The sequence below is a fragment of the Arsukibacterium sp. genome, assembly GCF_033722355.1.
Taxonomy (GTDB): Bacteria; Pseudomonadota; Gammaproteobacteria; order Enterobacterales; family Alteromonadaceae; genus Alishewanella.
The window spans coordinates 11,985-36,917 of the sequence record NZ_JAWVZF010000007.1 but is presented as its reverse complement, the minus strand read 5'-3'; the positions used below and the strand labels follow the sequence as shown (position 1 = coordinate 36,917).

At 48.3% G+C, this 24,933-nt stretch carries 23 protein-coding genes; 14 read left to right on the top strand and 9 right to left on the bottom strand.

Features of this window, described 5'->3' with window-relative positions; genetic code table 11:
* The first annotated feature begins 155 nt into the window (after positions 1-155).
* From rapA to R3177_RS01775, 5 genes are all read left to right on the top strand, one after another.
* Positions 156-3,116: an RNA polymerase-associated protein RapA gene (gene rapA / locus R3177_RS01795; RefSeq protein ID WP_413229053.1), complete on the top strand. Its 2,961-nt coding sequence runs from the start codon at positions 156-158 to the stop codon at positions 3,114-3,116.
* Between the two features lies 1 nt (position 3,117).
* Entirely contained in the window at positions 3,118-3,774 is a 657-nt protein-coding gene (locus tag R3177_RS01790) for an RluA family pseudouridine synthase (protein ID WP_318969328.1), read from the top strand.
* Between the two features lie 205 nt (positions 3,775-3,979).
* On the top strand, positions 3,980-5,050 hold the full coding sequence (locus tag R3177_RS01785; RefSeq protein ID WP_318969327.1) for an OmpA family protein: 1,071 nt from the start codon (positions 3,980-3,982) through the stop codon (positions 5,048-5,050).
* A 108-nt stretch (positions 5,051-5,158) separates the two neighbouring features.
* A complete protein-coding gene (locus R3177_RS01780) occupies positions 5,159-5,524 on the top strand; it encodes a hypothetical protein (protein WP_318969326.1) in 366 nt (121 codons plus the stop codon).
* 27 nt (positions 5,525-5,551) lie between these two features.
* A complete protein-coding gene (locus tag R3177_RS01775; RefSeq protein WP_318969325.1) occupies positions 5,552-6,337 on the top strand; it encodes a DUF3530 family protein in 786 nt (261 codons plus the stop codon).
* Positions 6,338-6,347: 10 nt separating this feature from the next.
* On the opposite strand, the gene djlA is transcribed toward R3177_RS01775, so the two are convergent.
* Complete coding sequence (gene djlA, locus R3177_RS01770; protein WP_318969324.1) at positions 6,348-7,130, bottom strand: co-chaperone DjlA; 783 nt, start codon at positions 7,128-7,130, stop codon at positions 6,348-6,350.
* Positions 7,131-7,383: 253 nt separating this feature from the next.
* Between djlA and R3177_RS01765 the strand changes: the two genes are divergently transcribed.
* The 7 genes from R3177_RS01765 to R3177_RS01735 all read left to right on the top strand — a co-directional run bounded on the left by R3177_RS01765 (position 7,384) and on the right by R3177_RS01735 (position 15,954).
* Positions 7,384-9,564, top strand: a complete 2,181-nt coding sequence (locus R3177_RS01765) for an LPS-assembly protein LptD (RefSeq protein ID WP_318969323.1) — start codon at positions 7,384-7,386, stop codon at positions 9,562-9,564.
* Between the two features lie 11 nt (positions 9,565-9,575).
* A complete protein-coding gene (gene surA / locus R3177_RS01760; protein ID WP_318969322.1) occupies positions 9,576-10,865 on the top strand; it encodes a peptidylprolyl isomerase SurA in 1,290 nt (429 codons plus the stop codon).
* Positions 10,866-11,849 (top strand): 4-hydroxythreonine-4-phosphate dehydrogenase PdxA, encoded by a 984-nt coding sequence (gene pdxA, locus R3177_RS01755; protein WP_318969321.1) that lies wholly within the window; start codon positions 10,866-10,868, stop codon positions 11,847-11,849.
* Positions 11,850-11,852: 3 nt separating this feature from the next.
* On the top strand, positions 11,853-12,668 hold the full coding sequence (rsmA, locus tag R3177_RS01750) for a 16S rRNA (adenine(1518)-N(6)/adenine(1519)-N(6))-dimethyltransferase RsmA (protein WP_318969320.1): 816 nt from the start codon (positions 11,853-11,855) through the stop codon (positions 12,666-12,668).
* Entirely contained in the window at positions 12,661-13,038 is a 378-nt protein-coding gene (gene apaG, locus R3177_RS01745; RefSeq protein WP_318969319.1) for a Co2+/Mg2+ efflux protein ApaG, read from the top strand. The genes rsmA and apaG overlap by 8 nt, the downstream gene beginning before the upstream one ends.
* Positions 13,038-13,841: a symmetrical bis(5'-nucleosyl)-tetraphosphatase gene (locus R3177_RS01740; RefSeq protein WP_318969318.1), complete on the top strand. Its 804-nt coding sequence runs from the start codon at positions 13,038-13,040 to the stop codon at positions 13,839-13,841. Before apaG ends, R3177_RS01740 begins: the two co-directional genes overlap by 1 nt.
* Before the next feature lie 100 nt (positions 13,842-13,941).
* Complete coding sequence (locus R3177_RS01735) at positions 13,942-15,954, top strand: methyl-accepting chemotaxis protein (RefSeq protein WP_318969317.1); 2,013 nt, start codon at positions 13,942-13,944, stop codon at positions 15,952-15,954.
* A gap of 61 nt (positions 15,955-16,015) precedes the next feature.
* On the opposite strand, the gene R3177_RS01730 is transcribed toward R3177_RS01735, so the two are convergent.
* The 5 genes from R3177_RS01730 to rplU form a co-directional block, all read right to left on the bottom strand.
* A complete protein-coding gene (locus tag R3177_RS01730) occupies positions 16,016-16,396 on the bottom strand; it encodes a DUF3718 domain-containing protein (protein WP_318969316.1) in 381 nt (126 codons plus the stop codon).
* 68 nt (positions 16,397-16,464) lie between these two features.
* Positions 16,465-16,959, bottom strand: a complete 495-nt coding sequence (gene folA / locus R3177_RS01725; RefSeq protein ID WP_318969315.1) for a type 3 dihydrofolate reductase — start codon at positions 16,957-16,959, stop codon at positions 16,465-16,467.
* Between the two features lie 8 nt (positions 16,960-16,967).
* Positions 16,968-18,128 carry an Obg family GTPase CgtA gene (gene cgtA, locus R3177_RS01720; protein WP_318969314.1) on the bottom strand — a complete coding sequence of 387 codons (1,161 nt, stop codon included), beginning with the start codon at positions 18,126-18,128 and terminating at the stop codon, positions 16,968-16,970.
* A 131-nt stretch (positions 18,129-18,259) separates the two neighbouring features.
* Complete coding sequence (rpmA, locus tag R3177_RS01715) at positions 18,260-18,517, bottom strand: 50S ribosomal protein L27 (protein ID WP_217668692.1); 258 nt, start codon at positions 18,515-18,517, stop codon at positions 18,260-18,262.
* Positions 18,518-18,532: 15 nt separating this feature from the next.
* Positions 18,533-18,841 carry a 50S ribosomal protein L21 gene (gene rplU / locus R3177_RS01710; RefSeq protein WP_019675068.1) on the bottom strand — a complete coding sequence of 103 codons (309 nt, stop codon included), beginning with the start codon at positions 18,839-18,841 and terminating at the stop codon, positions 18,533-18,535.
* Between the two features lie 227 nt (positions 18,842-19,068).
* On the opposite strand from rplU, the gene ispB reads away from it, so the two are divergent.
* Positions 19,069-20,040, top strand: coding sequence for an octaprenyl diphosphate synthase (gene ispB, locus R3177_RS01705; RefSeq protein WP_318969313.1), 972 nt, complete (start codon positions 19,069-19,071; stop codon positions 20,038-20,040).
* Positions 20,041-20,104: 64 nt separating this feature from the next.
* Here ispB and mdh read toward each other — a convergent pair whose 3' ends face one another.
* Positions 20,105-21,043, bottom strand: coding sequence for a malate dehydrogenase (mdh, locus tag R3177_RS01700; RefSeq protein ID WP_318969312.1), 939 nt, complete (start codon positions 21,041-21,043; stop codon positions 20,105-20,107).
* A gap of 198 nt (positions 21,044-21,241) precedes the next feature.
* On the opposite strand from mdh, the gene argR reads away from it, so the two are divergent.
* On the top strand, positions 21,242-21,709 hold the full coding sequence (gene argR / locus R3177_RS01695) for a transcriptional regulator ArgR (RefSeq protein WP_318969311.1): 468 nt from the start codon (positions 21,242-21,244) through the stop codon (positions 21,707-21,709).
* A 5-nt stretch (positions 21,710-21,714) separates the two neighbouring features.
* Here the strand turns inward: argR and R3177_RS01690 are convergent, their stop codons facing one another.
* The gene (locus R3177_RS01690; RefSeq protein WP_318969310.1) at positions 21,715-22,677 is read right to left on the bottom strand and encodes a Dyp-type peroxidase; all 963 of its coding nucleotides are present in this window, start codon (positions 22,675-22,677) and stop codon (positions 21,715-21,717) included.
* A gap of 977 nt (positions 22,678-23,654) precedes the next feature.
* The gene (locus tag R3177_RS01685) at positions 23,655-24,926 is read right to left on the bottom strand and encodes an ammonium transporter (RefSeq protein WP_318969309.1); all 1,272 of its coding nucleotides are present in this window, start codon (positions 24,924-24,926) and stop codon (positions 23,655-23,657) included.
* Between the last annotated feature and the right edge of the window lie 7 nt (positions 24,927-24,933).

Genomic DNA, 24,933 nt, shown 5'->3' with positions numbered 1-24,933 from the left:
ATTATCAGCTTAACTAAGCATAGTGCACTTGGGTCATCCGGCGCTGAATTCTTGAATTAAAAATGTCATTTGCCGTTAATTTACTCTGCGACATGTCGATGACAAGGGCATGACATAATCCGGATTTAAAATAATGCCGCTGGCAGATGCAGTTTGTGTCATTTACTAGTACCATAGCGCCCCGATTTTATGATGGTAGCTGTGATATGAATTTTGCTCTGGGACAACGCTGGATTAGCGATACGGAATCTGACCTGGGTTTAGGTACTCTGGTGGCGATTGATGGTCGGATGTTAACCGTTTTGTTCCCCGCTTCAGGTGAAACCCGGCAGTATGCGCAGGCTGAAGCCCCCCTGACCAGGGTGATTTTTAATATTGGTGATGAAGTTAAAAGTGCTGAAGGCTTCAGTTTAATTGTTAGTGAAATAAAAACCTCACACCACACCCTGACCTACCTTGGTAAACGCACCGACAATGGCGAGTCAGCCGAACTGAAAGAAACCTTTCTCGACCACTTTATCAGCTTTAATAAGCCGCAAGACCGCTTATTTGCAGGGCAGATTGATCGTTTTGATAATTTCACTTTGCGTTTTCAGGCATGGCAGCAGCAAAACAGGCTGCAGCAAAGTCCGTTACGTGGTCTGCAAGGCGGGCGAATGAGTCTGATACCTCATCAGCTGCATATAGCGTCAGAAATTGCCAGCCGCCATGCACCAAGAGTATTACTGGCCGACGAAGTGGGTCTGGGTAAAACCATTGAAGCAGGTCTGATTATTCATCAGCAGCTACTGTCGGGTCTGGCCACCAGGGTACTGATTGTGGTACCTGAGTCACTGCAGCATCAGTGGCTGGTGGAAATGCTGCGCCGGTTCAACCTGCACTTTTCAGTTTTCGACGAAGAGCGTTGTCAACAGTCGCAACTGGATGTCAGTAATCCGTTTGATAGTGCGCAGCTGGTTCTTTGTAGTCTTGAATTTATCAGCAATAACAGAAAATGGCTGGAGCAGGCGCAAAGTAGTGACTGGGATCTGCTGGTTGTTGATGAAGCGCATCATTTAGCCTGGTCAGCTGACTTTGTCAGCAAGGAATACCGCAGTATCGAAAGCCTGGCTCAGGATACCGCCGGTGTTATCCTGCTGACAGCGACTCCTGACCAGCTGGGCCAGCAAAGTCATTTCGCCCGTTTACGGCTGCTCGATCCGGATCGCTTTTACGACTATCAGCGATTTATAGATGAGCAGCAGCAGTTTGCACAAATCGCGGTGACGGCTGCCAGGCTGCTTGAAACCACAGCGCTTGATAACGATTCAGGCACTGCCTTGCAGCAACTCATCCACGAAGAAGACATCAGTGAGCAACTGGCATTATTACGTCAGCCAGAACAAACGGCAGCAGTGGCAACTGCCCGGCAGCAGCTTCTCGCTAAACTGCTGGACCGCCATGGCACCGGCCGCATTTTATTTCGAAACAGCCGGGCCAGTATTCAGGGCTTTCCGGTACGGCAGGTTCAGCCTTGTGCGCTTGAATTACCAGAACAATATCAGAACGCACTTAAGGTCTTCCACAGCCTGAACCGGAACGGCCAGCCTGCCGAGCTGGCGCATGCAAATCTATTTCCCGAACAGGTATTTCAAGCATTTGAGGGCAGCAGCAGCCAGTGGTGGCAGTTTGATCCGCGGATTGACTATCTCACCACCCTGATAAAACAGCATAAACCGGCCAAATTTCTGGTTATTTGTGCCTCCGCAGCCACAGCTTTAGCGGTGGAAGAAGCGTTAAGGCACAGAGAAGGGATCCGGGCAGCGGTATTTCATGAGGGAATGTCGATTGTAGAGCGAGACAAAGCCGCAGCCTACTTTGCCCAGGAAGATTACAGTGCCCAGGTCCTGATTTGTTCTGAAATCGGCAGTGAAGGTCGTAATTTTCAGTTTGCCCATCATCTGGTGTTGTTTGACCTGCCGCTTAACCCCGACTTACTGGAGCAACGAATTGGCCGGCTGGACCGGATTGGCCAGCAGCATGATATTCAGTTACATCTGCCGTACTTTCAACATAGTGCTCAGCAAACATTACTGGAATGGTACCAGCACGGACTGAATGCGTTGGCTAAAACCTGTCAGACCGGACGCGTTATATATGAGCAACTGGGCGCTGAACTGCTGAGCCTGCTGGCGCCTCTGCAGGTGGATACCGGCAAAGTGGCCGAATTAATAACACAAACCCGGCAGCGGCATCAGCAGTTACTGCAACAGCTGGAAAACGGACGTGACAAGCTGCTGGAGCTAAACTCAGCTGGCGGGAAAAAAGCCCGGCAACTGGCGGCTGAACTTGCCAAAGCCGACGCCGATGTTCAGTTACCCATGTTGATGTTTCAGGCTTGGGATCTGCTGGGCGTTAATCAGGAGGACCGATCTGATACCAGCATAGTACTGACCCCTGCCGAGCATTTACGTTGCGCTTATCCAGGTCTTGATGATGAAGGCGTCACGGTGACCTTTGATCGGCAAACTGCTCTGGCACAGGAAGATATCCAGTTTTTAAGCTGGGATCATCCTATGGTCACAGGCACTCTGGATATCATACTGAATGATAATCTGGGCAATACAGCGGTGGCATTGCTGCCGAATAAAGCGCTGCCGGTGGGCAGCTATTTTATCGAACTGATATATATTGTGGAGGCAAGCGCTCCGGCCGGATTACAGATAGGTCGCTATTTACCTCCAACTCCCATCCGCTTGCTGCTGGACAAAACAGGTAAAGATTTAGCAGCCAAGGTACCGTTTGACAATTTTAACCGTCAGTTAAAGCCGGTTGGCCGGCAGACAGCGAGTAAACTGGTTAATGCATTACAAAACCTTATTCATCCGTTGCTGAATGACAGTGAAAATACAGCAACACAACAGCTGACCGTTCTGCGCCATAATGCAATGGCCAAAATGCAGCAGGCCCTGCAGGCTGAACAACAGCGAATGACTGCATTAAAGCAAATTAATCCGCTTATCAGGCAGCAGGAAATTGATATGATAAGCAGCAGGCAGCAGCAACTGGCAGATTATATTGATAAAGCCCGACTGAAACTGGATGCTATCCGGCTTATTGTGGTAAGTCACGATTAGTATGGCATTGTTTGATTATAGCCCCCCGCTGGTGCCCTATCTGGATATTATTTATCAGGATAATGACATTGTGGTGGTGAATAAACCAAGTGGCTTACTGTCAGTGCCGGGTAAAGCGCTTGCACACCGCGATTGCCTGGAATACCGGATTAAACTTGTGCTGCCGACAGCGCGAATTGTCCATCGGCTGGATATGGCAACCTCGGGCGTCATGGTGCTGGCATTGCATGCAGAGGCGCACCGCCAGCTCAACCGCCAGTTTCAGTTGCGCCAGACCCAAAAACACTATATTGCCAGAGTCACTGGCCGGATTGGTGCAGATCAGGGCACGGTGTGCCTGCCGCTGATTTGTGACTGGCCCAACCGGCCGAAACAAAAAGTCTGTTATCAGCATGGCAAAGCCTCTGTTACTCATTTTAAAGTGCTGGAACGCTCTGACGGCGTCAGCCGGGTGTTACTGACCCCGGTAACCGGCCGTTCTCATCAGCTTAGGGTTCATATGCAGATGATAGGGCATGCCATATTAGGCGATAAATTCTATGCAAATGAAGCAGCGTTTAATGCTGCGGACCGCCTGCAACTGCATGCCCAGACATTAACCCTTACTCATCCTGGCAACGGAACAATAAATACATTTTCAGTAAAATGTTCTTTTTGACTTCTTTTCACAAATATTAACCCCATATTCAGTTAACTGGATTATGATACGCAGTATGTTAGGTTGCTAAATAACAAATTACTGTACTATTTTTACTATTCAACGAAATTAATAACAAAACGGTTTTTAATAAAGATTGCATAGCGGTATGCTTATAACCAAACATTTTGCTACTACTATGCCGGATAAATCTAAGGAGAAATGGATGAAACTTAAAATAACCGCGCTTGCTGTGCTGACTGCCCTGCCTTTTATTAGCTCACAGGCTTTGGCTCAATCCCCGTCAGCAGCTGAATTAGAACGTAAAGTCTTTGGCTCACTGTTTGGTGAATATTACTGGTCCCACGAGAATAAATCATTATCAGCTGAGTGGGATAATGTTGAGCATGGCCCTGGGATTGGCGCAGAATTAGGTTACCGGGTAAATCAAACCTGGGGTGTCCGTTTAGAATATGCAAGACAACGGCTGGATTCTCTGACCGGCGGCGACGTTGGTGTTGATCGTTTTGGTGTTGATGCCATGTATCATCTGGCCAATACCAACTTTTATATTTTGGGTGGCTGGAAGCACTTTGAAGGTAATGTCAGTTCAGATGCATTAAACGTTGGTGTAGGTTACCGGCACTTTGTTCGCAATGATGTCGCGTTGTTTGCTGAAGCCAATCGCTATGAAGGTATTAATAATGGCTCCTGGTATGATGCGGGTATTAAACTGGGTGCAAGCTGGATTTTTGGTGCTGCTGCCGCAGCTGAACCAACGCCAGCACCAGCGCCAGCTCCGGCACAACCGGTTAAGCCCGCAGACAGTGATAACGATGGCGTCGTAGACAGCGATGATCGCTGCCCTAATACAGCCGCCAATCATCAGGTTGATCCACAAGGCTGTACTGTATTTAAAGAAGTCATGCAACGGGTTGGTGACGTCGATGTCGAAGTAAAATTCGATTTTGATTCGGCTAAAGTGTCTGCTGATCAGCGTTCTGAAATCATCCAGTTGGCGGCGTTTATGAAGCGCTTCCCTGAATCAGAAGTGGTGATTGAAGGTCATGCTTCCAAACCAGGTAACGATGACTACAACATGCTGCTGTCAAAACGTCGTGCAAAATCAGTCGCCGACATTCTGATGAGCGAAGGTGTTGAATCATCTCGTATTACTTCAGTGGGCTATGGTGAAAATCGTTTAAGAATCGATGCCAGTACGCCTGAAGCGAATGCAGCGAACCAGCGGATTGAAGCAAAAGTAACCGCAAAAGTGAAAGAACCTGTATTGCGTTAACTTTCTTATGCTTAACAAAAAACCGCCAATTTAGGCGGTTTTTTTTATTGCTGCTTACAGAACTTCCTGCTAGCTTTAATCGACTTTAAGCCGTTTGAGGAAGTACCTATGTCTATGCAAGCTATTGGTCGTTACTGTGCGTTAACCACAGTATTAGCCTGTATTACCTTTAATGTGCAGGCTGAGCAGTCTGTATCATTGCTGCAGGCAGCACATGTCTGTACCGATGAAAATGAGACCCAGCGGTTGGCGGTTAACGAACAACTGCGGGAAATGGCCAAAGCGCTGGCCGAGTTCAAGCCGACTACCTTTTGTTTTATTATGCAACCCTCCATTGCTGTTCAACTACTGGAACAGGGCGAGACCTATGTCAAGTTCAGTCACGATGGCAAGGTTTTATATACGTTCCCAGAGTATATCCATGATAACAATACAGCTAACGTATTGACCGGCTTGGCCGATAACAGTCAATAACAGAGGTTTGGTTAAAGCAGGTGGAGTTTGAACAGTAAAATATGTTTAGGAGTAACCTGGCTTTTTTTAACATCAGTGCTGCAGATTTCTGCTGTCGCCCAGCAATTGCCGAGCCAAGAGCAATTGTGGCAGCAGGATTTGCAGCGACAACTGCCCGATACAGAGTTTCTTGAACTTAACACTAAAAGCAGCAGCTTTACCGTGTTACAACGCGAAGCCTTGTCAAGCTTTAACAAAGGTACAGCCATTCTGGTACCGGACTGGACGGAACATCCTGCAAGCCCTGATTATCTGGACACGTTGCGCCAGCAACTTAATGACTATGGCTGGCACACCCTGGCTATTCTGCCGCCGCCACCTGTAGAATTTAATATCGAACAGAATGCCATCAGTTATCAGCAACAACTTGCAGAACGGATGGTTGCAGTTATTACTCAGGCGCAAAAACAAGGCGGTAATATTATTGTTATCGCCAAGGGCAGTAATGCAGCCTTATTAAACCGGCTTTACACCTCAGACCAATTGCCCCGCCCGGCTGCATTAATCATGTTGGGCGTTTATCTGGCTGATGTTCAGTTAAACCGTGAATTAGCCAGCCATATCGCCACTCAATCTGTCCCTACACTGGATATTATCCATCGACGTGATAACCGTTTTGCTAATGCAAACCTAAAACTAAGGCAGCAGTTGGTAGACCGTAATCTGAAAGCGCAATATCGTCAGCGACAGCTAAGCGGAACCTTCTACGCTTCTGACACTGATGCCTGGGTGCTGAAAGAAATAACAGGCTGGCTGCACAGTATTGGCTTGTAAGGCTGACAGCTTAACGGCGATTCTTCAGAAGTTCATAAGCAGCCTGAATTTCCTGGGTCCGTTTTTTAGCCACATCAAGCATGGCTGACGGCACACCTTTGGCCATCAATTTATCAGGATGGTGCTGGGCCATAAGTTTGCGATACGCCCGTTTTAATTCTTTGTCAGTGCAGTCAGGAGCAACACCAAGCACTTTATAGGCATCCTGCACTCCATTTGTGGCAGAGCGCTGAGTGCCGCGCTGATTAAAGCGCTGCTGCGCCCGGTAAGCAGCCAACAACTGTTCAAACTGTATCTGTGAGACCGACAGTTGCATCGCAACCTGCTGTAACAACGAATATTGTTCGCGACTCATTGCGCCATCAGCGTTTGCTATCCCCAGCTGTATTTCAATAAAATACCGAATAACATCATTCTGACGACCATACTGCTGATAAAAAGCCTGAAGCTGAGCCTTCAGCGGAAAATTACTGGCTTTACCATCGCGAAAAGCTGCCTGTGCCTCTTGCTGCTGCGCGGCATTCAGCCCAAGCTGCGCCATAAATTGGCGCGCCTGATGGATGTGTGCCGGCGTGACCACCCCGGTTGCTTTCGCTACATGGCCCATAGTGGCAAAAGTGGTATACATAAACAGCCCCTGCTGGTCGGCTGCCTCTTGAAACATTCCTTGAAAACGCGCCAGACTTGCGCCCATCTTGATATCAAACCAATGCCCCAGAATCAGGCCAATGAGCAGCCCGGGCAATCTTAACAAAGCCAGGCCAAACAATGCGCCAAGTATTTTACCCCACAAAGTATTTCCCTCATAAACTGCATTACGCGTTATTGGCCGCTGTGACATTCTGAAACCAGACCGCAACAGCAGTAGCTTGGCACTATATCGGATTAGCAGGAAATCTAAAATTGATTTATCATAGCGGGCTAATCTTATCAAAAAAACATCATAAATCTGGGGCAGAGAATACTGGATGAAAGTTTGGCTCACTGGAATAACTGTCACGGGCTTGCTCTGTAGCCAATTGCAGGCTGACGAGCCCGTAATACCGATGTGTTATCAGCCTTTAACCCAGCCTGCTATATTAAGTGAACTGGATCCGGATGATAACAGGGTGCGGATTATCTCTGACAGTGCTGATCTACGCGGTAATCAAATGGCGGTGTTCAAAGGTGATGTCAGAATAATTCATCGTGATACATTGTTAAGCGCGCCCAATGCCCGCTTCAGCCGCAGCGAGCAGCGACTCTTTGCTGATGGCGGTATAGAATACTTTGACAGCAGTTTAAAGGTCTCTGCCAGTTCATTCATTGCGGACACCAATGATAATACTGCGGCCATCAGTGATGCTCATTATCAGTTTATTGCTCAGGCTGGCAGAGGTTATGCGGAGCGTTTACAAGCCAGTCCGGCGCAGGTAAGACTGGATCAGGCCTTATTTACGACCTGCCCGAGGCAGGACGATAGCTGGGCGTTACATGCCAGCGATATTAAAATCAACGAAGGGGAAGGCTGGGGTTCAGCCAGCAATGCCATTTTCAGAATTAAAGACATACCGGTTCTGTATCTGCCATATTTAACTTTTCCGGTTAATGACCAGCGGAAAACCGGTCTGCTTTTGCCTAAAATAGGTAGTTCCCAGCTATTGGGATTGGATTTTGAGCTGCCCTACTATGTGAATCTGGCCGAAAATTACGATCTGACGCTAACACCAAGATATATGAGTAAACGCGGCACTCAACTCAAGTCAGAATTCCGTTACCTGACTCCGGCACATCAGGGCATTCTGCAGCTCGAATATCTGGGTTCAGATAATGAAAAGCCAGAAAACTTTGGCAGCCGCTATCTCAGTCATCTGAGTCATCGTTCTGACTTCACCAGCAACTGGCGGGGTCATATTGATTTTACCGATGTCAGTGACGATGCCTATCTGACTGAACTTGGCTCCGATTATACCAATCAGAGTGATACCCAGTTATACCGGGAAGCCACACTAGCCTACTATGGCGAGAATATTGACAGTACGATCAGGCTGCAGGGTTTTGAAATTCTTGGTAACTTTGCCGAGGCCTATAAAGCCTTACCGGAAATCGAGCTCAGCTCTGCCAAACCCATGCCGGTTTTCAGCCCACTGGAATTTATCTGGCAAGCCAGTTACGCTCATTTCAAAAACGATAATGCCGTTATTAATTCAGCCAACCGACTGCATCTGCAACCTACGCTACGTTTACCCTTTGTCACTCCGGCGCTGGAGTTTACTGCTGAAGCCAGTATGTTATATACCTACTATCAGCAGCAAAGCGACCTGGCTGAAGCCAATATTGATACTTCTGTGCAACGGGCTTTGCCTAAAATACGACTTTACAGCAGATTAAATCTGGAGCGGGAATACGACTGGTTTGGTGAGGCAGCGTTACAGACCTTTGAGCCACAAATTCAATATTTATATATTCCGTATCGTCAGCAAAATAACATCGGCCTGTATGACACTACCCGGCTGCAGGATGATTACCATGGTTTATTCAGGCAAAACAGGTTTTCAAGCATAGACCGGATAAACGAGGCTAATCAGTTAACTGTCGGTTGGACTACCCGCTTTTATGACAATATTGACAACGAGCTGTTTCGCTTCAGTCTCGGCCAGATTTTTTTTCTGGAAGATCCGGTAGAGACTGCTGATAACCTGACCGACAATCAAACTGCGACCGACTCTGTGCTGGCGTCTGAAATGATCTGGCACTGGTACAGCAAATGGGTTTTCAGTGCGGCTGCGCAATATGACACTGATGGTCAGCAAATTGTTAAAAGTAATGCCAGCCTTGACTACCGTGGGGGTGAGAATACGCTGCTGCAATTGAACCATCGGTACAGTCGCGCTGTCTCAGGCTTGGAAATTCAGCAGCTGGGCGTGTTGGGCACGGTACCACTTGTAAAAAACTGGCAGCTGGTTGCCAGTTACTATCGTGATGTTACAAATCATCGTATGATAGATGCCAATTTCGGGCTGCAATATGAGTCTTGCTGCTGGGCTGTCCGGCTGGTCGCAAGACGCTATATCGTGGCAAACCTCGATACCAGTATCGACAATGCGTTGCAGTTTGGTGAGCTGGATAGCGGGCTTAGTCTGCAATTTGTATTAAAGGGTTTTGGCGATAAAGCCGGGTTTGGCGTCTCAGACATGTTGTCAAATGGCATTTTTGGCTATCGCCGGCCATATTTACTAACTAATTAGTGTAGGAATTTATGAAGTTACAGCAAGTTATCTGTCTGGCTTTTATTGGCTGTTTAAGTTTTTCCAATATCGCAGCCGAAAAGGAGATTGATCGGATTGCCGCTATTGTTGATAACAGCGTCGTTCTGCAGAGCGATGTGGATGAGGTGGTTAACCGGGTTAAGCGTAACGCGCAATCACAGGGCCAAACCTTACCGTCCGATCAGGTACTGCGGACACAGGCATTGGAGCGGTTAATTTTAACTAGTCTGCAATTGCAGTTAGCCGAGCGGATGGGATTGCAAATCAGTGATGCGCAGTTAGATGATACTATCCGTAATATTGCCCAGAGTGAGAATCTCAGCATCGAAGCGTTCCGGCGTCAGGTTGAGGCAGAAGAAGGAGATTACCAGCGTTTCAGAGAGAACCTCCGCGAAGAAATTATTACCAATGAAGTGGTACGGGGCAGTGTCCAACGCCGTATTTATATCAGCCCCCAGGAAGTTGACAGCCTGCTGAAACTAATGGAAGAACAAGGTGCCGTCAGCGAAGAATACAATCTGGGGCATATCCTGATCGCGATTCCCAGTCAGGCCACACCCGATGAGATCAGCGCAGCAAAAGACCGTGCTGATAAAGTAATGGAATTGCTGGAAAACGGTAGTGACTTTAAGCGAATCGCCATTGCCTCATCTTCTGGTGCCAAAGCACTTGAAGGGGGTGAGCTTGGGTTTATGAATATAAACGAAATGCCAACGTTGTTCTCTGAAAGTATCCGCGGTAAGAAAAAAGGGGACTTAATTGGACCGATGCGTTCTGGCGCCGGTTTTCATATTTTGACTATTTTTGATATCCGCGGTGAAAATGTTGCTGAAATCCAGGAGATTAAATCCCGGCATATCCTGATTAAGCCGTCAATTATTGTCAGTGAAGAACGGGCGCGTAATATGCTCAGAGAGTTTGTAGCCAAACTCAGGGCCGGTGAGGCCGATTTTGCTGAATTAGCAAAAGCCCATTCAGAAGACCCCGGTTCAAAGATGAACGGCGGCGAGCTGGGTTGGAGTGAACCGCAGATATTTGTGCCTGCATTCCGGGATACCTTATTACGGCTGGAACCTAATGAAATCAGTGAGCCGTTCAGAACGGAGCATGGCTGGCACATCGCCCAGGTCCTGGATAAACGGGTAGTGGATGCGACTGCTGATAAAAAACGCGAGCAGGTATACCGGATGATTTACAACCGCCGTTTTAATGAGGAATCAGCTAATTTCCTGAAAGAAATTCGTGACGAGGCCTTTATCGACGTCTTACCGGAGAGCTAAATGACCCTGCGCATTGCGATAACACCCGGTGAACCTGCCGGTATAGGCCCTGATTTAGTCGTGGCGCTGGCCCGTCAGGACTGGCCGGCAGAACTAGTGATATGTGGCAGTGCAACCTTACTGGCTGAGCGGGCCAGCGCACTGGGCGCAAATTTATCGTTACTGCCTTATGACAAAAGCGTACCGGCAAAAGCGCAACGTGCCGGTACGCTGACGGTTGCCGACTTTGCGCTTGAAGAGCCGGTTCAACCCGGCATCCTTAACGTTGCCAATGGCCGGTATGTCGTCAATACCTTGCAGTTTGCCGGCGAAAACGCTATTTCCGGCAATTTTGCAGCGATTGTTACCGGGCCGGTTCACAAAGGGATCATCAATAAGGCGGGTATTCCGTTCAGTGGTCATACTGAATTTTTTGCCCATCAGTCTAATACACCTTATGTTGTGATGATGCTAGCGACTGAAGGTTTACGCGTTGCCCTTGCAACGACGCATATCCCGTTAGCCTATGTCGCTAAAGCCATAACCCGGGATCGGCTGTTAAAAGTTATCACTATTTTGCACCACGACCTCCAGCACAAATTTGCGATTGGCAAACCCAGGATCTACGTTTGTGGCCTTAATCCCCATGCTGGCGAAGAGGGGCATCTGGGTCGTGAGGAGTTGGACGTCATCACGCCAACGCTTAATGAATTACGGGCGGAAGGCATTGATTTAATTGGCCCGCTGCCGGCAGATACGCTGTTTCAACCTAAGTATCTGGACGATGCAGATGCTGTGCTGGCAATGTATCATGACCAGGGTTTACCGGTACTTAAATATAAAGGCTTTGGCCGCTCGGTTAATATCAGTCTTGGCTTACCGCTGATCCGCACTTCCGTTGATCATGGCACCGCTCTGGATCTTGCCGGTAGCGGTAAAGCAGACCCAGGCAGCTTATTTCATGCGGTAAACCAAGCCATTACTCTGGCACAACAAGCGAACTGATATATGACTGACAATGTTCATCAGGGCCATCGTGCCCGTAAGCGATTCGGCCAGAATTTTTTACACGACCCCTACGTAATTGGCCGTATCGTCAAAGCTATCTCGCCTAAAGCTGATGATGTTCTGGTAGAAATTGGTCCCGGCCTCGGGGCTTTAACAGAGCCCGTTGCTGAAGCGGCTGGTAAACTTATTGTCGTAGAGCTTGATCGCGACCTTGCTGAGCGTTTAACCCGCCACCCTACCCTGGCCAGCAAGCTGACAGTGTATCAGGCGGATGCCATGAAATTCGATTTTGCCTCCCTGTTAGCAGCGGGACAAAAATTAAAAATATTTGGTAATTTACCCTACAATATTTCGACACCATTATTGTTTCATTTGTTTGAGTTTGCCGATCATATCGATAATATGCATTTTATGTTACAAAAAGAAGTGGTGCAGCGTATGACCGCCAGCCACGGTAGCAAAGCGTTTGGCCGGCTGAGTGTAATGACCCAGTATTACTGTCAGGCGATGCCGGTGGTTGAGGTCGGACCCGGTGCCTTTATCCCCCCCCCAAAAGTCGATTCCGCTGTCGTTAGATTATTACCCTATCCGTTAGCTCAGCGGGCACAGGTTGATCCGGCGGTGTTAAACAGGGTATGTTTAGAAGCCTTTAATCAGCGGCGGAAAACATTGCGTAACGGCTTTAGCAACTTTGCCACAGCAGACCAGATCAGTGCGCTGGGTATTGACCCTGCAATAAGGCCTGAACAACTACCCGTCAGTGATTTTATTAAGGTTGCGCAGTGGTTGGCAAAGCAGGAAAATACGGATGACTGAACCATTAGATATTCAGGTAAAGGTTGACAATTTTTATTTGGGCGCACAATCAGAGCCTGCAGAAAACCGCTTTGTCTTTGCTTATACTATTACTATTGAGAATCACAGTGAACAACAGGTCAAACTGCTTAAACGTTACTGGTTGATCACTGACGCCAATGGCAAGCAAGCAGAAGTATATGGTGATGGCGTAGTCGGAGAGCAACCGGAACTTGCCCCCGGTTCAAGTTATAGCTATACCAGTGGTGCAGTGCTGGAAACGCCGGTTGGTACTATGCAGGGCCATTATGAGATGATCAGTAGTAGCAATCAGACATTTAATGCCGCTATTCCGGTGTTCCGGTTAGCGATGCCTAATATCCTTAATTAATGGCGACCTATGTTATCGGCGATGTGCAGGGGTGCTATGATGCCTTGCAACGTTTGCTACAACACATCTGTTTTAATCCCAGCCATGACCAGCTTTGGTTCTGCGGTGATCTGATAGCACGGGGTCCTGATTCGCTGTCGACATTAAATTTCATTAAATCTCTGGGTGACAGTGCTAAATGCGTGTTGGGCAATCATGATCTGCATTTTCTGGCCAGCCATTTTGGTTTTGCCAAACTGAAGTCCAATGATAAGCTACAGCAGTTACAACAAGCCCCTAATGTAGGGGAGCTGGTAGACTGGTTGTTACAGTTGCCTCTGCTTTACCAGAGTAGTGACAAACAGCACCTGATGGTGCATGCCGGTTTATCGCCGGAATGGACCTTGCTGGAGGCCGAATCTGCCACCGCGGCTGTCAGCCGGCAATTAAAGCATCAGCCGGAGCAGATTTTTGCTACTATGTACGGCGACACTCCAGCTAAATGGCAGCAGGCTGAGACAGAGCAGCAACGATGGCGCTATACCATTAATGCCTGTACCAGAATGCGATTTTGCCTGCCAGACGGTTCATTAACTCTGCAGGAAAAGGGCAACCCGGCACAGCAGAGTTCACTGGTACCATGGTATGAGTTCTGGCGAACCAAACCCCATCCGCAGCTGTTCTTTGGTCACTGGGCGGCTTTAAATGGTTACAGTCCGGTCCGGCATATTCATGCCCTGGACACGGGTTGTGTCTGGGGTAACAGACTGACAGCTTACTGCATTGATCGCCAGCAACGTTATTGTGTCGCAGGCATAGTATAATAAGCTTTTTTTCGGGCGATAAAACTGCTGATTGCAGTCTTGTTAAGCCGGAAATCTTAAGCTAAGGTGCTTAAACAAAACACTTAAGGTGGGAGTTATTATGAAGTTAACTGTAGCGTTGCGGGTTATGGGTGGTTTTGCCATCATTTCTCTGTTACTGCTGTTTATTGGTATTACTGCTTATCTTAGTCTTAATAATATTAGCAATGCCACCACTGAAGTGAATGAAGTGTCTATTCCGGCACTTGAAAACAGTGCAACAATGAAGACCGAATTTGTGACGATGAGCCGGGCCAGTCTGCAGGGCTTTTATGCCGATACCCTGGAACGTACTGCGGCAGTCAATCAACGGTTCGCTGAAGAAAAAGCTATTTATGACAAAGCTGCTGATGCCTTAGAGCAGGCGATTGCCCAGCATCCTGAGTTAAAGGCAGGCGCAGAGCAAGTTGCTGAAATTTACAGCCGCTTTATAGACGCCAGTACCGATCTGCAACGTCTGTTAGACAACAATATCCGGCTTCGCACCACTATTGCCAGCAAAATAAGCGATTTGGAATTCAGTGCGGATGACCTGGCGTCGCTAATCCTTGACTTCACCGATGTGCGTGATGTACAACGTCGCTTCCCCAAGGCTTATCAGGCAGCAACCCAGATTGAAACTGGCATTAATACCCTGATTAATAATGTGATTGATTTAAATCGCACTGAGACCGATACCACTGTCGCGACCGTTAGTAACGAAATTGCGTTCCGGCTGCAGGAACTGCGTGAACACGTAGCGATTATTCAGCAGGACGCCGGTAACTCAGTACCGCTGACAGCCGATATTGCCGAAAAAGTGCAGCAAATATCAGACTTCTTAGAAGGTAGTGATGGTATCCCGGCATTAAAAGTAAAATTACTGGCCGGCTCTAGCGCCGCAGAAGCCCAGTTGACAGCAGCCAACCAGCTGACGCAAACGGGTATGGAAAGGCTTGATACACTGTTAGGATTAACCAGAGCGGCTGCCCATGAAATCGAGCAAAATGCCACTACCGGCGTCGACAACGCGATAACCTGGATATCTATTGTAGTTGTTATTTCTATTCTGCTCTCGATATTTATCGCTACCGTCACGGTCAGACGGATTGTCAGACCCCTGGCTGAGGTTAATACCATGCTGGGTGTGGTTGCATCAGGCGATCTGACTAAAACTCTCGATGCGTCTTCTAAAGATGAATTTGGTGAACTGGCGCGCAATGTCAATAAAGTTGTCAGTAACCTGCAACAACTAATCCAGGGCATTATTTCCCGCTCTACCCAGCTGGCAGCAGCGTCAGAGCAAACATCTGCGATTACCGTGCAGACCACTCAGGCAATTCGGGAGCAAAAGTCACAGGTAACGCAGGCTGCGACAGCGACCACTGAAATGAGCAGTACCTCGCAGGGTGTGCTGCAAAGCTCTAATGATGCTTTGGCGGAAATCAAGAATGCCGACAAAGAAGCGGAACGGGTCAAAGGTATTTCACTGGACAACAAAAGTACCATTATTCAACTGTCCAAAGAAGTTGAGCAGGCTTCAATCGTCATTAATAAGTTGCATAAAGACAGTGCCTCTATCGGCAGTATTCTGGATGTTATTCGTGGTATCGCCGAGCAAACCAATTTACTGGCGCTGAATGCGGCTATTGAAGCGGCCCGTGCTGGTGAGCAAGGACGTGGTTTTGCGGTGGTCGCAGATGAAGTACGTTCGCTTGCCAGTAAAACTCAGGCGTCGACACAGGAAATTCAGGCAATGATCCAGGTCCTGCAAGGCGGTGCGCAAGCGGCTGTTGAAGCAATGAATAAAGGCAAGAAGCAAGCCGAAAACTGCGTAACCCAGACCGAAGTAGCAACCTCGGCGCTGGACTCGATTACCCATGCCGTGCACTTGGCGCATGATATGAGTGAGCAGATTTCGGGAGCAGCCAAGGAGCAGAATCAGGTATCTAATGAGATAAGCCAGTTACTAGAATCGATCGTCGCCATCGCTGAAGAGACCGCCTCGGGCGCCGAGCAAACTTCTGACTCCAGTCATGAAGTAGCACGGCTGGCAGAAGAGTTACGGCAGTCAGTGGAGCAGTTCCGGGTATAACCGGAATACAGGGGTAAAAAAAAATCCGCTAAACAGCGGATTTTTTTATATCTGAATACCGTTAATCGCCCGCACCAGCCCGATCTTTTAAAGCGGCTAATAATGGCGAATCGGCATAGCCATTACTTTCTGCCCAGGCAATATCACCAGATTCAGCGACCTGTGAGCCTGGCAATTGCCGGACAATAAACTCCCCGACATCAGGAGCATTATTTTTAAAAGCATGACGAATTAACGTTTCGCCATCACAGACAACGCCATCATATATATTCCGTAAACGCAGCCGGTAATCACTGAGTACCTTACGCAAACGGTTTCTGTCGTTAGCTGCGACATAATCGCACATAGATGCTGCCAACTGCTGGTCGGCAACAGCTACCGGCGACATTACAACAGCGGCAGTCAGCGCGGCTGTGCATAATAAGGTTGGGACCAATCTCATTTACTACTCCTCAGCTGGATCGTTAACCAGCATCTTAGCAACATGTTACAACCTGTGCAAATACCACACTAGGTCTTATTTCGATGCAATGTAATAAAACGGTACTGGTATGGGTTGTTGGCGTCTGCCGGGTATTGTTGCTCAGCAACTAACTGCCAGGGGCCGGCAGCATGATAATCGGGAAAATAAGCATCGCCATCTGTAGCCAGCTCAATTTCAGTCAAATATAAAGTTTCTGCCAGTGGCAAGCATTGCCGGTATATCTCACCGCCACCGATAACCATTACCTCGGCATTGTCAGATACGGCAGCCAGAGCTTGCTCTACACTGTTAAACCACTCTACCCCCTGAGTATTTTCTGGTATTGCCCGGCTAATCACCAGGTTGCGTCGGCCAGGTAAAGGCCGCCCTATTGACTGAAAGGTTTTACGCCCCATCAATACCGGCTTACCCAGGGTAATGGCTTTAAAATGCTTTAAATCTGCTGGCAAATGCCATGGCATCTGGTTGTCTTTGCCAATAACCCGGTTGTTCGCCATGGCGGCTATCATCGCAACTTTCATGTCCCACCTTAGCGCTGATAGATGACTTCAACATCATAGTCGTCATCATCAAAGTCATCATCATCATCCAGATCGTCTGCCAGTTGCCTGGCTGCATCGTCGTGATAATCATCCCATTTAAAATGAACCGGATCAGCGACTTCAGATTCAACCTGCTCTGTAGGTAACTGCTCAATATAATTCAGGATCTCAGCAGCCAGACGTTCTGTATTCGTGCGCCCTGCGGCTGAAATTTTAAATACCGGCCCTTGCCAATCCAACGCGCTAGTCACGTCAGAAATAATCTGCTCCAGCTCATCATCTAACACTAAATCAAGCTTATTAAATACCAGCCAGCGCGGTTTGGCAGCCAGTTTACTGCTGTACTTATGCAATTCCTGAATAATCGTTTTAGCATTCTCAGCAGGATCAGAGCCATCTGCCGGTAACACATCAATAACATGCAGTAATAACCGGCAACGCTCCAGATGTTTCAAAAACTGTATCCCCAACCCTGCGCCTTCTGCTGCGCCTTCTATCAGCCCGGGGATATCTGCAATAACAAATGAACGGTGGGCTTCAACCCGAACCACGCCCAGATTCGGCACCAGGGTAGTGAACGGATAGTCTGCTACTTTGGGCTTAGCTGCCGAGACAGAGCGGATCAGGGTTGACTTGCCTGCATTCGGTAAACCCAGCAACCCGACATCGGCAAGCAGCAGTAACTCCAACCGTAAATTACGGATTTCACCTGGTGTGCCATTGGTTTTCTTGCGGGGGGCCCGGTTAGTGCTGCTGGCAAAGCGGGCATTTCCCAAACCATGCCAACCCCCTTTCGCTACCATCAGTTTCTGACCATTGGTTGTCAGATCGCCGATAACTTCATCAGTATCCATATCAACAGCACGAGTGCCTACCGGTACCCGAAGCTCCAAATCGCTGCCCCGTTTGCCGGTGCAATTAACGCTACCGCCATTCTGACCACGCTCAGCGCTGTGGTACTTTTCAAACTGAAAATCAACCAGGGTATTGAGGTTTTCATCAGCCACCAGGTACACGTCACCACCATCTCCGCCATCCCCTCCGTTCGGGCCGCCTTTAGAGATAAATTTTTCGCGTAAAAAACTGATAATGCCGTTACCGCCATCGCCGGCTTCAACCCGGATTACCGCTTCATCTACAAACTTCATGTGCTGTGTCCTGATCCACTGTAAAAACATCGGCGCGTGCCGTAGCCGCTAAGTATAACCCATGTCATTGTGAGGGGAGAAAATTTATAAAAAAACCCCGCACCAGGCGGGGTTTTTCCAATATATGTTGCTTATTCGCTAACGATGCTAACGAATTTACGGTTGTGCTCGCCTTTCACTTCAAACTTCACTTTACCTTCAGTTAAAGCGAACAAAGTGTGGTCTTTACCGATGCCGACATTGCTACCCGCGTGGAACTTAGTACCACGTTGACGAACAATGATGCTACCAGCTAATACCGACTCACCACCAAACCGCTTGACACCAAGACGTTTAGCTTCTGAATCGCGACCGTTACGAGTGCTACCTACACCTTTTTTACTTGCCATGTGTCGATACTCCTGTTACGCGCTGATGCTGGTAATTTTAACTTCAGTAAACCACTGACGGTGACCCATCTGTTTACGTGAATGTTTACGACGACGGAATTTAACGATTTTTAATTTATCGCCACGGCCATGATTGACCACTTCCGCTACTACCTTGCCACCTTCAACTAAAGGGGCACCAATACTGATCTCTTCGCCATTGGCGATCATCAGCGGGGTAAATTCAATCGTTGCGCCGGTTTCTAAGTCTAGTTTTTCTAGACGAAGCGTTTGACCTTCCGTCACACGGTGTTGTTTGCCACCACTTTGGAAAACCGCGTACATAGTTAACTCCGTACAAGCCACGCCTACGCCCTGTACAATATCAGGGGCATCAGAGGCGTGTTTAATTCAAATCACAGGGCGCGAATTGTACGCAATTTCCCAGATAGCCGCAAGCACAATTATAAAAAAGATCACCGGTGAAAGAAAAGGATCGATATTCTCTTTATGCCGGCGGCTACTATAGTGTAGAATTGCCGCCATTCCGGGGGTTCAGCAGTTGTTTTTTCATGACGCTTGACGACATACGCCAGCTCAGCGACGCTGATATGGCCGCAGTAAACCAGCATATCTTTTCCCAGTTGAAATCAGACGTAGCACTGATCAATCAGCTCGGTATCTATATCGTTAATAGTGGTGGTAAACGGCTTCGCCCTTTATTAGCGGTTCTTGCCGCCCGCGCTTTAGGTTATCAGGGCAGTAAGCACCTGAGCGTTGCAGCGATTATTGAATTTATTCATACCTCGACCCTGCTGCATGATGATGTTGTCGACGAGTCAACGCTGCGCCGGGGCAAGCAAACCGCCAATGCCGTATTTGGTAATCAGGCCAGCGTACTGGTCGGTGACTTTCTATACAGCCGTTCATTCCAGATGATGGTCGCGCTGGATGATATGCGCATTATGCGCATTTTGGCAGACGCTACCAATGTGATCGCTGAAGGCGAAGTGCTGCAGCTGATGAACGTCAATGAGCCTGATACCAGTGAACAGAACTACATGCAGGTAATTTACTGCAAAACCGCCAAGCTGTTTGAAGCAGCTACCCAGTTAGCCGGCGTTATTGCTGAACAGCCTGACGCTGTAATAAACAGCATGAAATTGTATGGGATGCATCTTGGCACGGCGTTTCAGTTAATTGATGATGTTCTCGATTATCAGGCAGATGCGGCAGAACTGGGTAAGAATATCGGTGATGATCTGGCTGAAGGTAAACCTACCCTGCCGCTTATTCATGCCCTGAAACACGGGAGTGCGGTACAGCAGGCGCTTATTCGCAGCGCCATCACTGAAGGTAATGGCATGGCTAATCTGGCCGAAATCCTGCAGGCAATGGAACAGACTAATGCCTTTGGTTACACCCGCCGTATTGCTGAGCAGGAAGCGGAAAAAGCACGTCGTGCGCTGGATAACATTCCGGAATCCGCTTATAAACAAGCGTTGCTTGCGCTGACAGAAATGGCGGTATCGCGCAGTCACTAGTTTTTTGTCAAATTATTCAAAATAAAAAGGCGCAGAATGCGCCTTTTTGCTAACTGAATAACGCTTAGTTATTTTTAACGAACTCTTCACCAAGGGTGATATCTGCTTTGAGCGTATCCAGCATATCATTCATTGCTTTTTGCTCGTAGCTGCTCAGCTTGCCAATTGACAGTAACTTTTCCACACCGTTTTTACCAAGCTGTAATGGCTGAGCAAAAAAACGGGCGTGCTCGCCGTCACCTTCAACATACGCGTATTCGGTGACTGACTCACCCTGTAAGCCCTTTATCAGAGAAAGACAGAACCGGGCAGCGGCCTGACCCATTGATAATGTTGCCGATCCACCGCCTGCCTTAGCTTCTACTACTTCAGTGCCCGCGTTCTGAATACGGTGAGTCAGTGACGATACTTCGTCATCAGTGAAACTGACGCCTTCAACCTGTGATAACAGCGGTAAAATAGTGGTACCACTGTGGCCACCGATTACCGGCACGGTAATGTCTTGCGGGTTCTTGCCTTTTAATTCACCAACGAAGGTTTCAGCACGAATAACGTCTAAAGTGGTAACACCAAACAGCCGCCGCGCATCATAAGTGCCGGCCTTTTTAAATACGTCAGCGGCAATTGCAACTGTGGTATTAACCGGGTTAGTAATGATACCGACCAACGCTTTCGGGCACTGTTGGACAATAGCTTCGGCCAGGGTTTTCACTACACCGGCATTGATATTAAACAGATCAGACCGATCCATGCCAGGTTTACGTGGCATACCCGCTGGGATCATCACGATGTCTGCACCGGCTAACGCTTTGTTTAAATCTTCTTTGCCATAACCGGTTACCGTTACTGCTGTTGGAATGTGGCTTAAGTCAACGGCTACACCCGGAGTAACAGGCGCCAGATCGTACAAGGCAAGATCGGTACCCGCAGGTAAATCTAATTTCAATAATAAAGATAATGCCTGGCCAATACCGCCAGCAGCACCTAATACGGCAACTTTCATGATTTTCTCCATATGTCAGGGTAAGATAAAACGCGCCAACAATACTGAACTGGCGCGACAATTACAAACGGCTTAAGCCTAAAGTCTAAGGTACGCTCTGGCATTTTAGCGAATTTTCCGCTTGTTTACCTGACAAACTGTACTGGCTGGCCGAATTTGTTACTATAAGCACGCAATCAACAACAAGAAAAAGCCATCATGACTAAACAATCGAAGCAGGAAGCCTTAATTCAGGCATTTAAAGCATTACTGAAAACGGAAAGTTTCGGCTCGCAAAGTGAAATTGTCGACGCGCTGAAAAATGACGGATTTGACAATGTCAGCCAGTCGAAGGTATCCCGTATGCTTAGCAAATATGGCGCAGTACGCACCCGCAATGCCCGCCAGGAAATGGTCTACACCCTGCCGCCGGAACTTGGCGTTCCCACCACGAAGAGCCCGTTGCGCCAGTTAGTGCTCGATATCGAACATAATGACGTGATGATTATTATCCGTACCAGTCCCGGTGCCGCTCAACTTATTGCCCGCTTACTTGACTCGGTGGGCAAAGCAGAAGGGGTATTAGGTACCATAGCCGGTGATGATACTATTTTTATTGCACCCATCAGCGTAAAAAACATTAATTTTACGTTGGCTAAAGTCACTGAGCTATTCGAAAAGGTCTAATGGGTTTACTGAGGAGCATCAGGCCGGCATGCCATTTCCAGAAAGCTGAGCGAAGGGGCAAAAAACGCAGCACATAAGTCGGCATGACAGTAATCAAAAAATAAGTCGTATTGCCGGGCAGGCTGTTGTTCGTGGAATTGACTGGCATGCTGATAGCCCAGCTGATAACCAAACAGCCGGCTGAAACTGTCAGGCTCACTGGCATAGCCCACACTGATCAGGCCATGACTGTTATGTTCTGCAAAGGGCATATTTTGCATCAGCAACAATGGCGGATTACTCTCTTCCCCTAACCGGCTACACAGCGCATGGCTATTTGGCAGCAACCGCGGTGGCTGCAACAGAGTACCCTCGATTTTGTTTATCCCCATTATCTCTTCCTGCTGGCTGATTTCCAGTTGCTGCCAGTGCAGTAAATCATAATGCCAGCGTTGCAAATAAAGGTAGCTGCCTGCAGCAAATACCGGCTGATTAAGCGGATCAACCAGCGAAAGTTTGCGTTTGAGGCTACCCTTAGGGTTTTGCGGCGCATCGATAAAGCCCGTTAAATCGCGGCCGTCCAGATAACGGAAACCTTGTAATTGCTCCAGTAAATCAACGTGAGGTTTTAATAACTGACCAATTTGCTGACACGCGATGTAGTTGACATCCTGTCTGTCAGAGCGCACGACTATTAACAGATCAGCCCAGATCTCTGCTAAAGCCAGACTGTCATTAGCGATAAACGGGAATGCTTTAAATCCCTGCGGCCGGGCTCCCGGATACAGGCTGTCCCAGTAGTCAGCACCGACAGCGACGACGCCACTTAGCTGTGCTTCAGAAAAATGGTCGGCCAGCCGGGCCAGCAATAAAGGTATCCGTGCCAACTTCTGCCGCAAGATGGCTTCCTGCCCTTCTAAAGCATTCAGTAGCAAATAGCTGGCATGTAAATTAGCCTCAGCGCATATGCCCAGTTGTTCTCTTGCCATGCCCTTCCCTGAATCTCGATTAATGTTACTTATTTTACGACAAATTATTGTCTGCTTGCTGAAAGCCGGGGCGAATACCTGATTGCCCTGTGAGATATATCTCACAAAAAGGTAAGTTTTAACGCTATTTTCAGCGGAGCGTTCAATAAAGTTTTTATTTATATTACTGATTTAAAAGCATTATTATAAATTTTCTGTGTCTTACAATATTATTACAGCAGGTTTATTTCTGAATCTATCACCCCTGCAATCGTCTTTCGTTGCATAATAACAACGTCAGCGGATGACAACTGACAGGAAGTCAGTAAGATTTACGGGAAGTAAATCAAGGCTAGGATAGCACAAGGAAGAATAAAGGACACGCTCCGGGATGAGCCGTCAATATCGGGATGATATTGCAGGAAGCAACGCCAGGATGGCACATTTGTAAGCTTCACAAGCGCAAAATGACAGGGATGATTTCAGGAGCACTCAGGACGAGTGAGCTACTACAAGGCGGTGGTAGTTAAGGATAGCAGGACCCGGCATGATGCCGCTGGACACTCCGGGATGGAGCCAGGGAAGAATGACTCAGGACGAGTAACAGCACGGATAAGCTGAAACAGAACCGAAAGTGGCCGCGAAGTTTGCGGCCTTTCGCTTTTCTGGCCCACAGTAAATTTCGCCCGTCAGCAACACCTCATATACCCAAAGTAGTTGACGCTGTAATGAGGGCGACCGAGAAGCCAGCGCCCATGAGCATAGCACAGCTATCTGATTAGGCCGGGCGAACAAGGTCAGCAAAGCGGCAGCTTCAGGCACCAAGGATATTAAAAAACCCCGCGATAACTACCACGGGGCGTCAGACACTAAGACAAAGGACAAGGATAGACGTAGTGTGGTGGTCAGTGTTCAGCTGACCGATGCTCTGACTGCCGGAGCAGCTATGGCATCATCAGCCCGCTCCCGGGAAGTCCCACCGGCTCTTCCCAGGCTGCTTACTTTACCGATGAGACAAACTCAGGATAGGCTTCAATGCCGCACTCCGACGCATCTACACCTTCATATTCGGCCTGTTCGCTCACCCGGATACCCATGACTAATTTCAACAGATACCACACCACCAGACTGGTGATAAATACCCAGAAGAAAATCGCCGCAGCGCCTGCCAGCTGGCCAACGAAGGTACTTCCTTCCTTGGTCAGTGGTACCAATAGCAGACCCAGTAAGCCAACGACACCATGGACAGAGATAGCGCCTACCGGATCATCAATTTTCAGTTTATCCAGGCTGATTATTGAGGCGACAACCAGTATACCGCCAATGGCACCAAACAACGTGGCTTGCAGTGGTGTTGGGGTAGACGGCTCTGCGGTTATTGCAACCAAACCTGCCAAAGCGCCATTAAGTGCCATAGTTAAATCAGCCTTACGAAACAGCACCACTGATAAAATTAGCGCAGCAACAGCGCCTGCGGCGGCAGCAGCGTTAGTATTAAGAAACACAACCGCCACGGCATTAGCATTACTGATATCACCCAGTTTCAGCACAGAGCCGCCGTTAAAACCAAACCAGCCCATCCATAGCACCAGCGTCCCTAGCGTCGCTAAAGGCATATTGGCACCGGGAATCGCATTAACCTTGCCATCTTTGCTGTATTTGCCTTTTCGCGCACCCAGTAACAGCACACCGGCTAATGCTGCTGCTGCACCGGCCATATGTACTATGCCAGAGCCGGCAAAGTCTGAGAATCCGAATTGGTCGTCCAGATTAATCCCAAACATCCCTTCCGCGCCCCAGGTCCATGAACCATGCACCGGGTAGATAAAACCGGTCATTACCACGGCAAATGCCAGAAAGGCCCACAGTTTCATCCGCTCAGCAACCGCACCCGAGACAATTGACATCGCCGTAGCAACAAATACGACCTGGAAGAAGAAATCTGAGGCACCCGAGTATATCGCGCCGCCGGTAAAACCGTCTTCCCGCTCAGCGAAGCCACTTAATGTCGAATCGACATCGACCGCATTAATACCACTGAGAAAGTATTCCCCGCCGTACATGAAGGCATAACCACACACCAGATACATGATGCAGGCTATTGAGTACAGCGCGACGTTTTTAGTCAGTATCTCAGTGGTGTTTTTAGAACGAACCAGGCCGGCCTCCAGCATCGAAAAGCCAGCTGCCATCCACATAACCAACACCCCACAAATCAGAAAGTAGAAGGTGTCCATGGCATATTGTAAGTGAAAAATTTGTTCTTGCATGACAGGG

What these genes read in the sequence shown, in the direction of transcription:
- R3177_RS01685 (WP_318969309.1), bottom strand. Translation starts at nt 24,926, where the DNA reads ATGCAAGAACAAATTTTTCACTTACAATATGCCATGGACACCTTCTAC.
- rpmA (WP_217668692.1), bottom strand. Translation starts at nt 18,517, where the DNA reads ATGGCAAGTAAAAAAGGTGTAGGTAGCACTCGTAACGGTCGCGATTCA.
- R3177_RS01790 (WP_318969328.1), top strand. Translation starts at nt 3,118, where the DNA reads ATGGCATTGTTTGATTATAGCCCCCCGCTGGTGCCCTATCTGGATATT.
- argR (WP_318969311.1), top strand. Translation starts at nt 21,242, where the DNA reads ATGACTAAACAATCGAAGCAGGAAGCCTTAATTCAGGCATTTAAAGCA.
- apaG (WP_318969319.1), top strand. Translation starts at nt 12,661, where the DNA reads ATGACTGAACCATTAGATATTCAGGTAAAGGTTGACAATTTTTATTTG.
- mdh (WP_318969312.1), bottom strand. Translation starts at nt 21,043, where the DNA reads ATGAAAGTTGCCGTATTAGGTGCTGCTGGCGGTATTGGCCAGGCATTA.
- R3177_RS01785 (WP_318969327.1), top strand. Translation starts at nt 3,980, where the DNA reads ATGAAACTTAAAATAACCGCGCTTGCTGTGCTGACTGCCCTGCCTTTT.
- R3177_RS01690 (WP_318969310.1), bottom strand. Translation starts at nt 22,677, where the DNA reads ATGGCAAGAGAACAACTGGGCATATGCGCTGAGGCTAATTTACATGCC.
- R3177_RS01765 (WP_318969323.1), top strand. Translation starts at nt 7,384, where the DNA reads ATGTGTTATCAGCCTTTAACCCAGCCTGCTATATTAAGTGAACTGGAT.
- R3177_RS01730 (WP_318969316.1), bottom strand. Translation starts at nt 16,396, where the DNA reads ATGAGATTGGTCCCAACCTTATTATGCACAGCCGCGCTGACTGCCGCT.
- cgtA (WP_318969314.1), bottom strand. Translation starts at nt 18,128, where the DNA reads ATGAAGTTTGTAGATGAAGCGGTAATCCGGGTTGAAGCCGGCGATGGC.
- R3177_RS01735 (WP_318969317.1), top strand. Translation starts at nt 13,942, where the DNA reads ATGAAGTTAACTGTAGCGTTGCGGGTTATGGGTGGTTTTGCCATCATT.
- pdxA (WP_318969321.1), top strand. Translation starts at nt 10,866, where the DNA reads ATGACCCTGCGCATTGCGATAACACCCGGTGAACCTGCCGGTATAGGC.
- ispB (WP_318969313.1), top strand. Translation starts at nt 19,069, where the DNA reads ATGACGCTTGACGACATACGCCAGCTCAGCGACGCTGATATGGCCGCA.
- surA (WP_318969322.1), top strand. Translation starts at nt 9,576, where the DNA reads ATGAAGTTACAGCAAGTTATCTGTCTGGCTTTTATTGGCTGTTTAAGT.
- rsmA (WP_318969320.1), top strand. Translation starts at nt 11,853, where the DNA reads ATGACTGACAATGTTCATCAGGGCCATCGTGCCCGTAAGCGATTCGGC.
- R3177_RS01780 (WP_318969326.1), top strand. Translation starts at nt 5,159, where the DNA reads ATGTCTATGCAAGCTATTGGTCGTTACTGTGCGTTAACCACAGTATTA.
- folA (WP_318969315.1), bottom strand. Translation starts at nt 16,959, where the DNA reads ATGAAAGTTGCGATGATAGCCGCCATGGCGAACAACCGGGTTATTGGC.
- rplU (WP_019675068.1), bottom strand. Translation starts at nt 18,841, where the DNA reads ATGTACGCGGTTTTCCAAAGTGGTGGCAAACAACACCGTGTGACGGAA.
- R3177_RS01740 (WP_318969318.1), top strand. Translation starts at nt 13,038, where the DNA reads ATGGCGACCTATGTTATCGGCGATGTGCAGGGGTGCTATGATGCCTTG.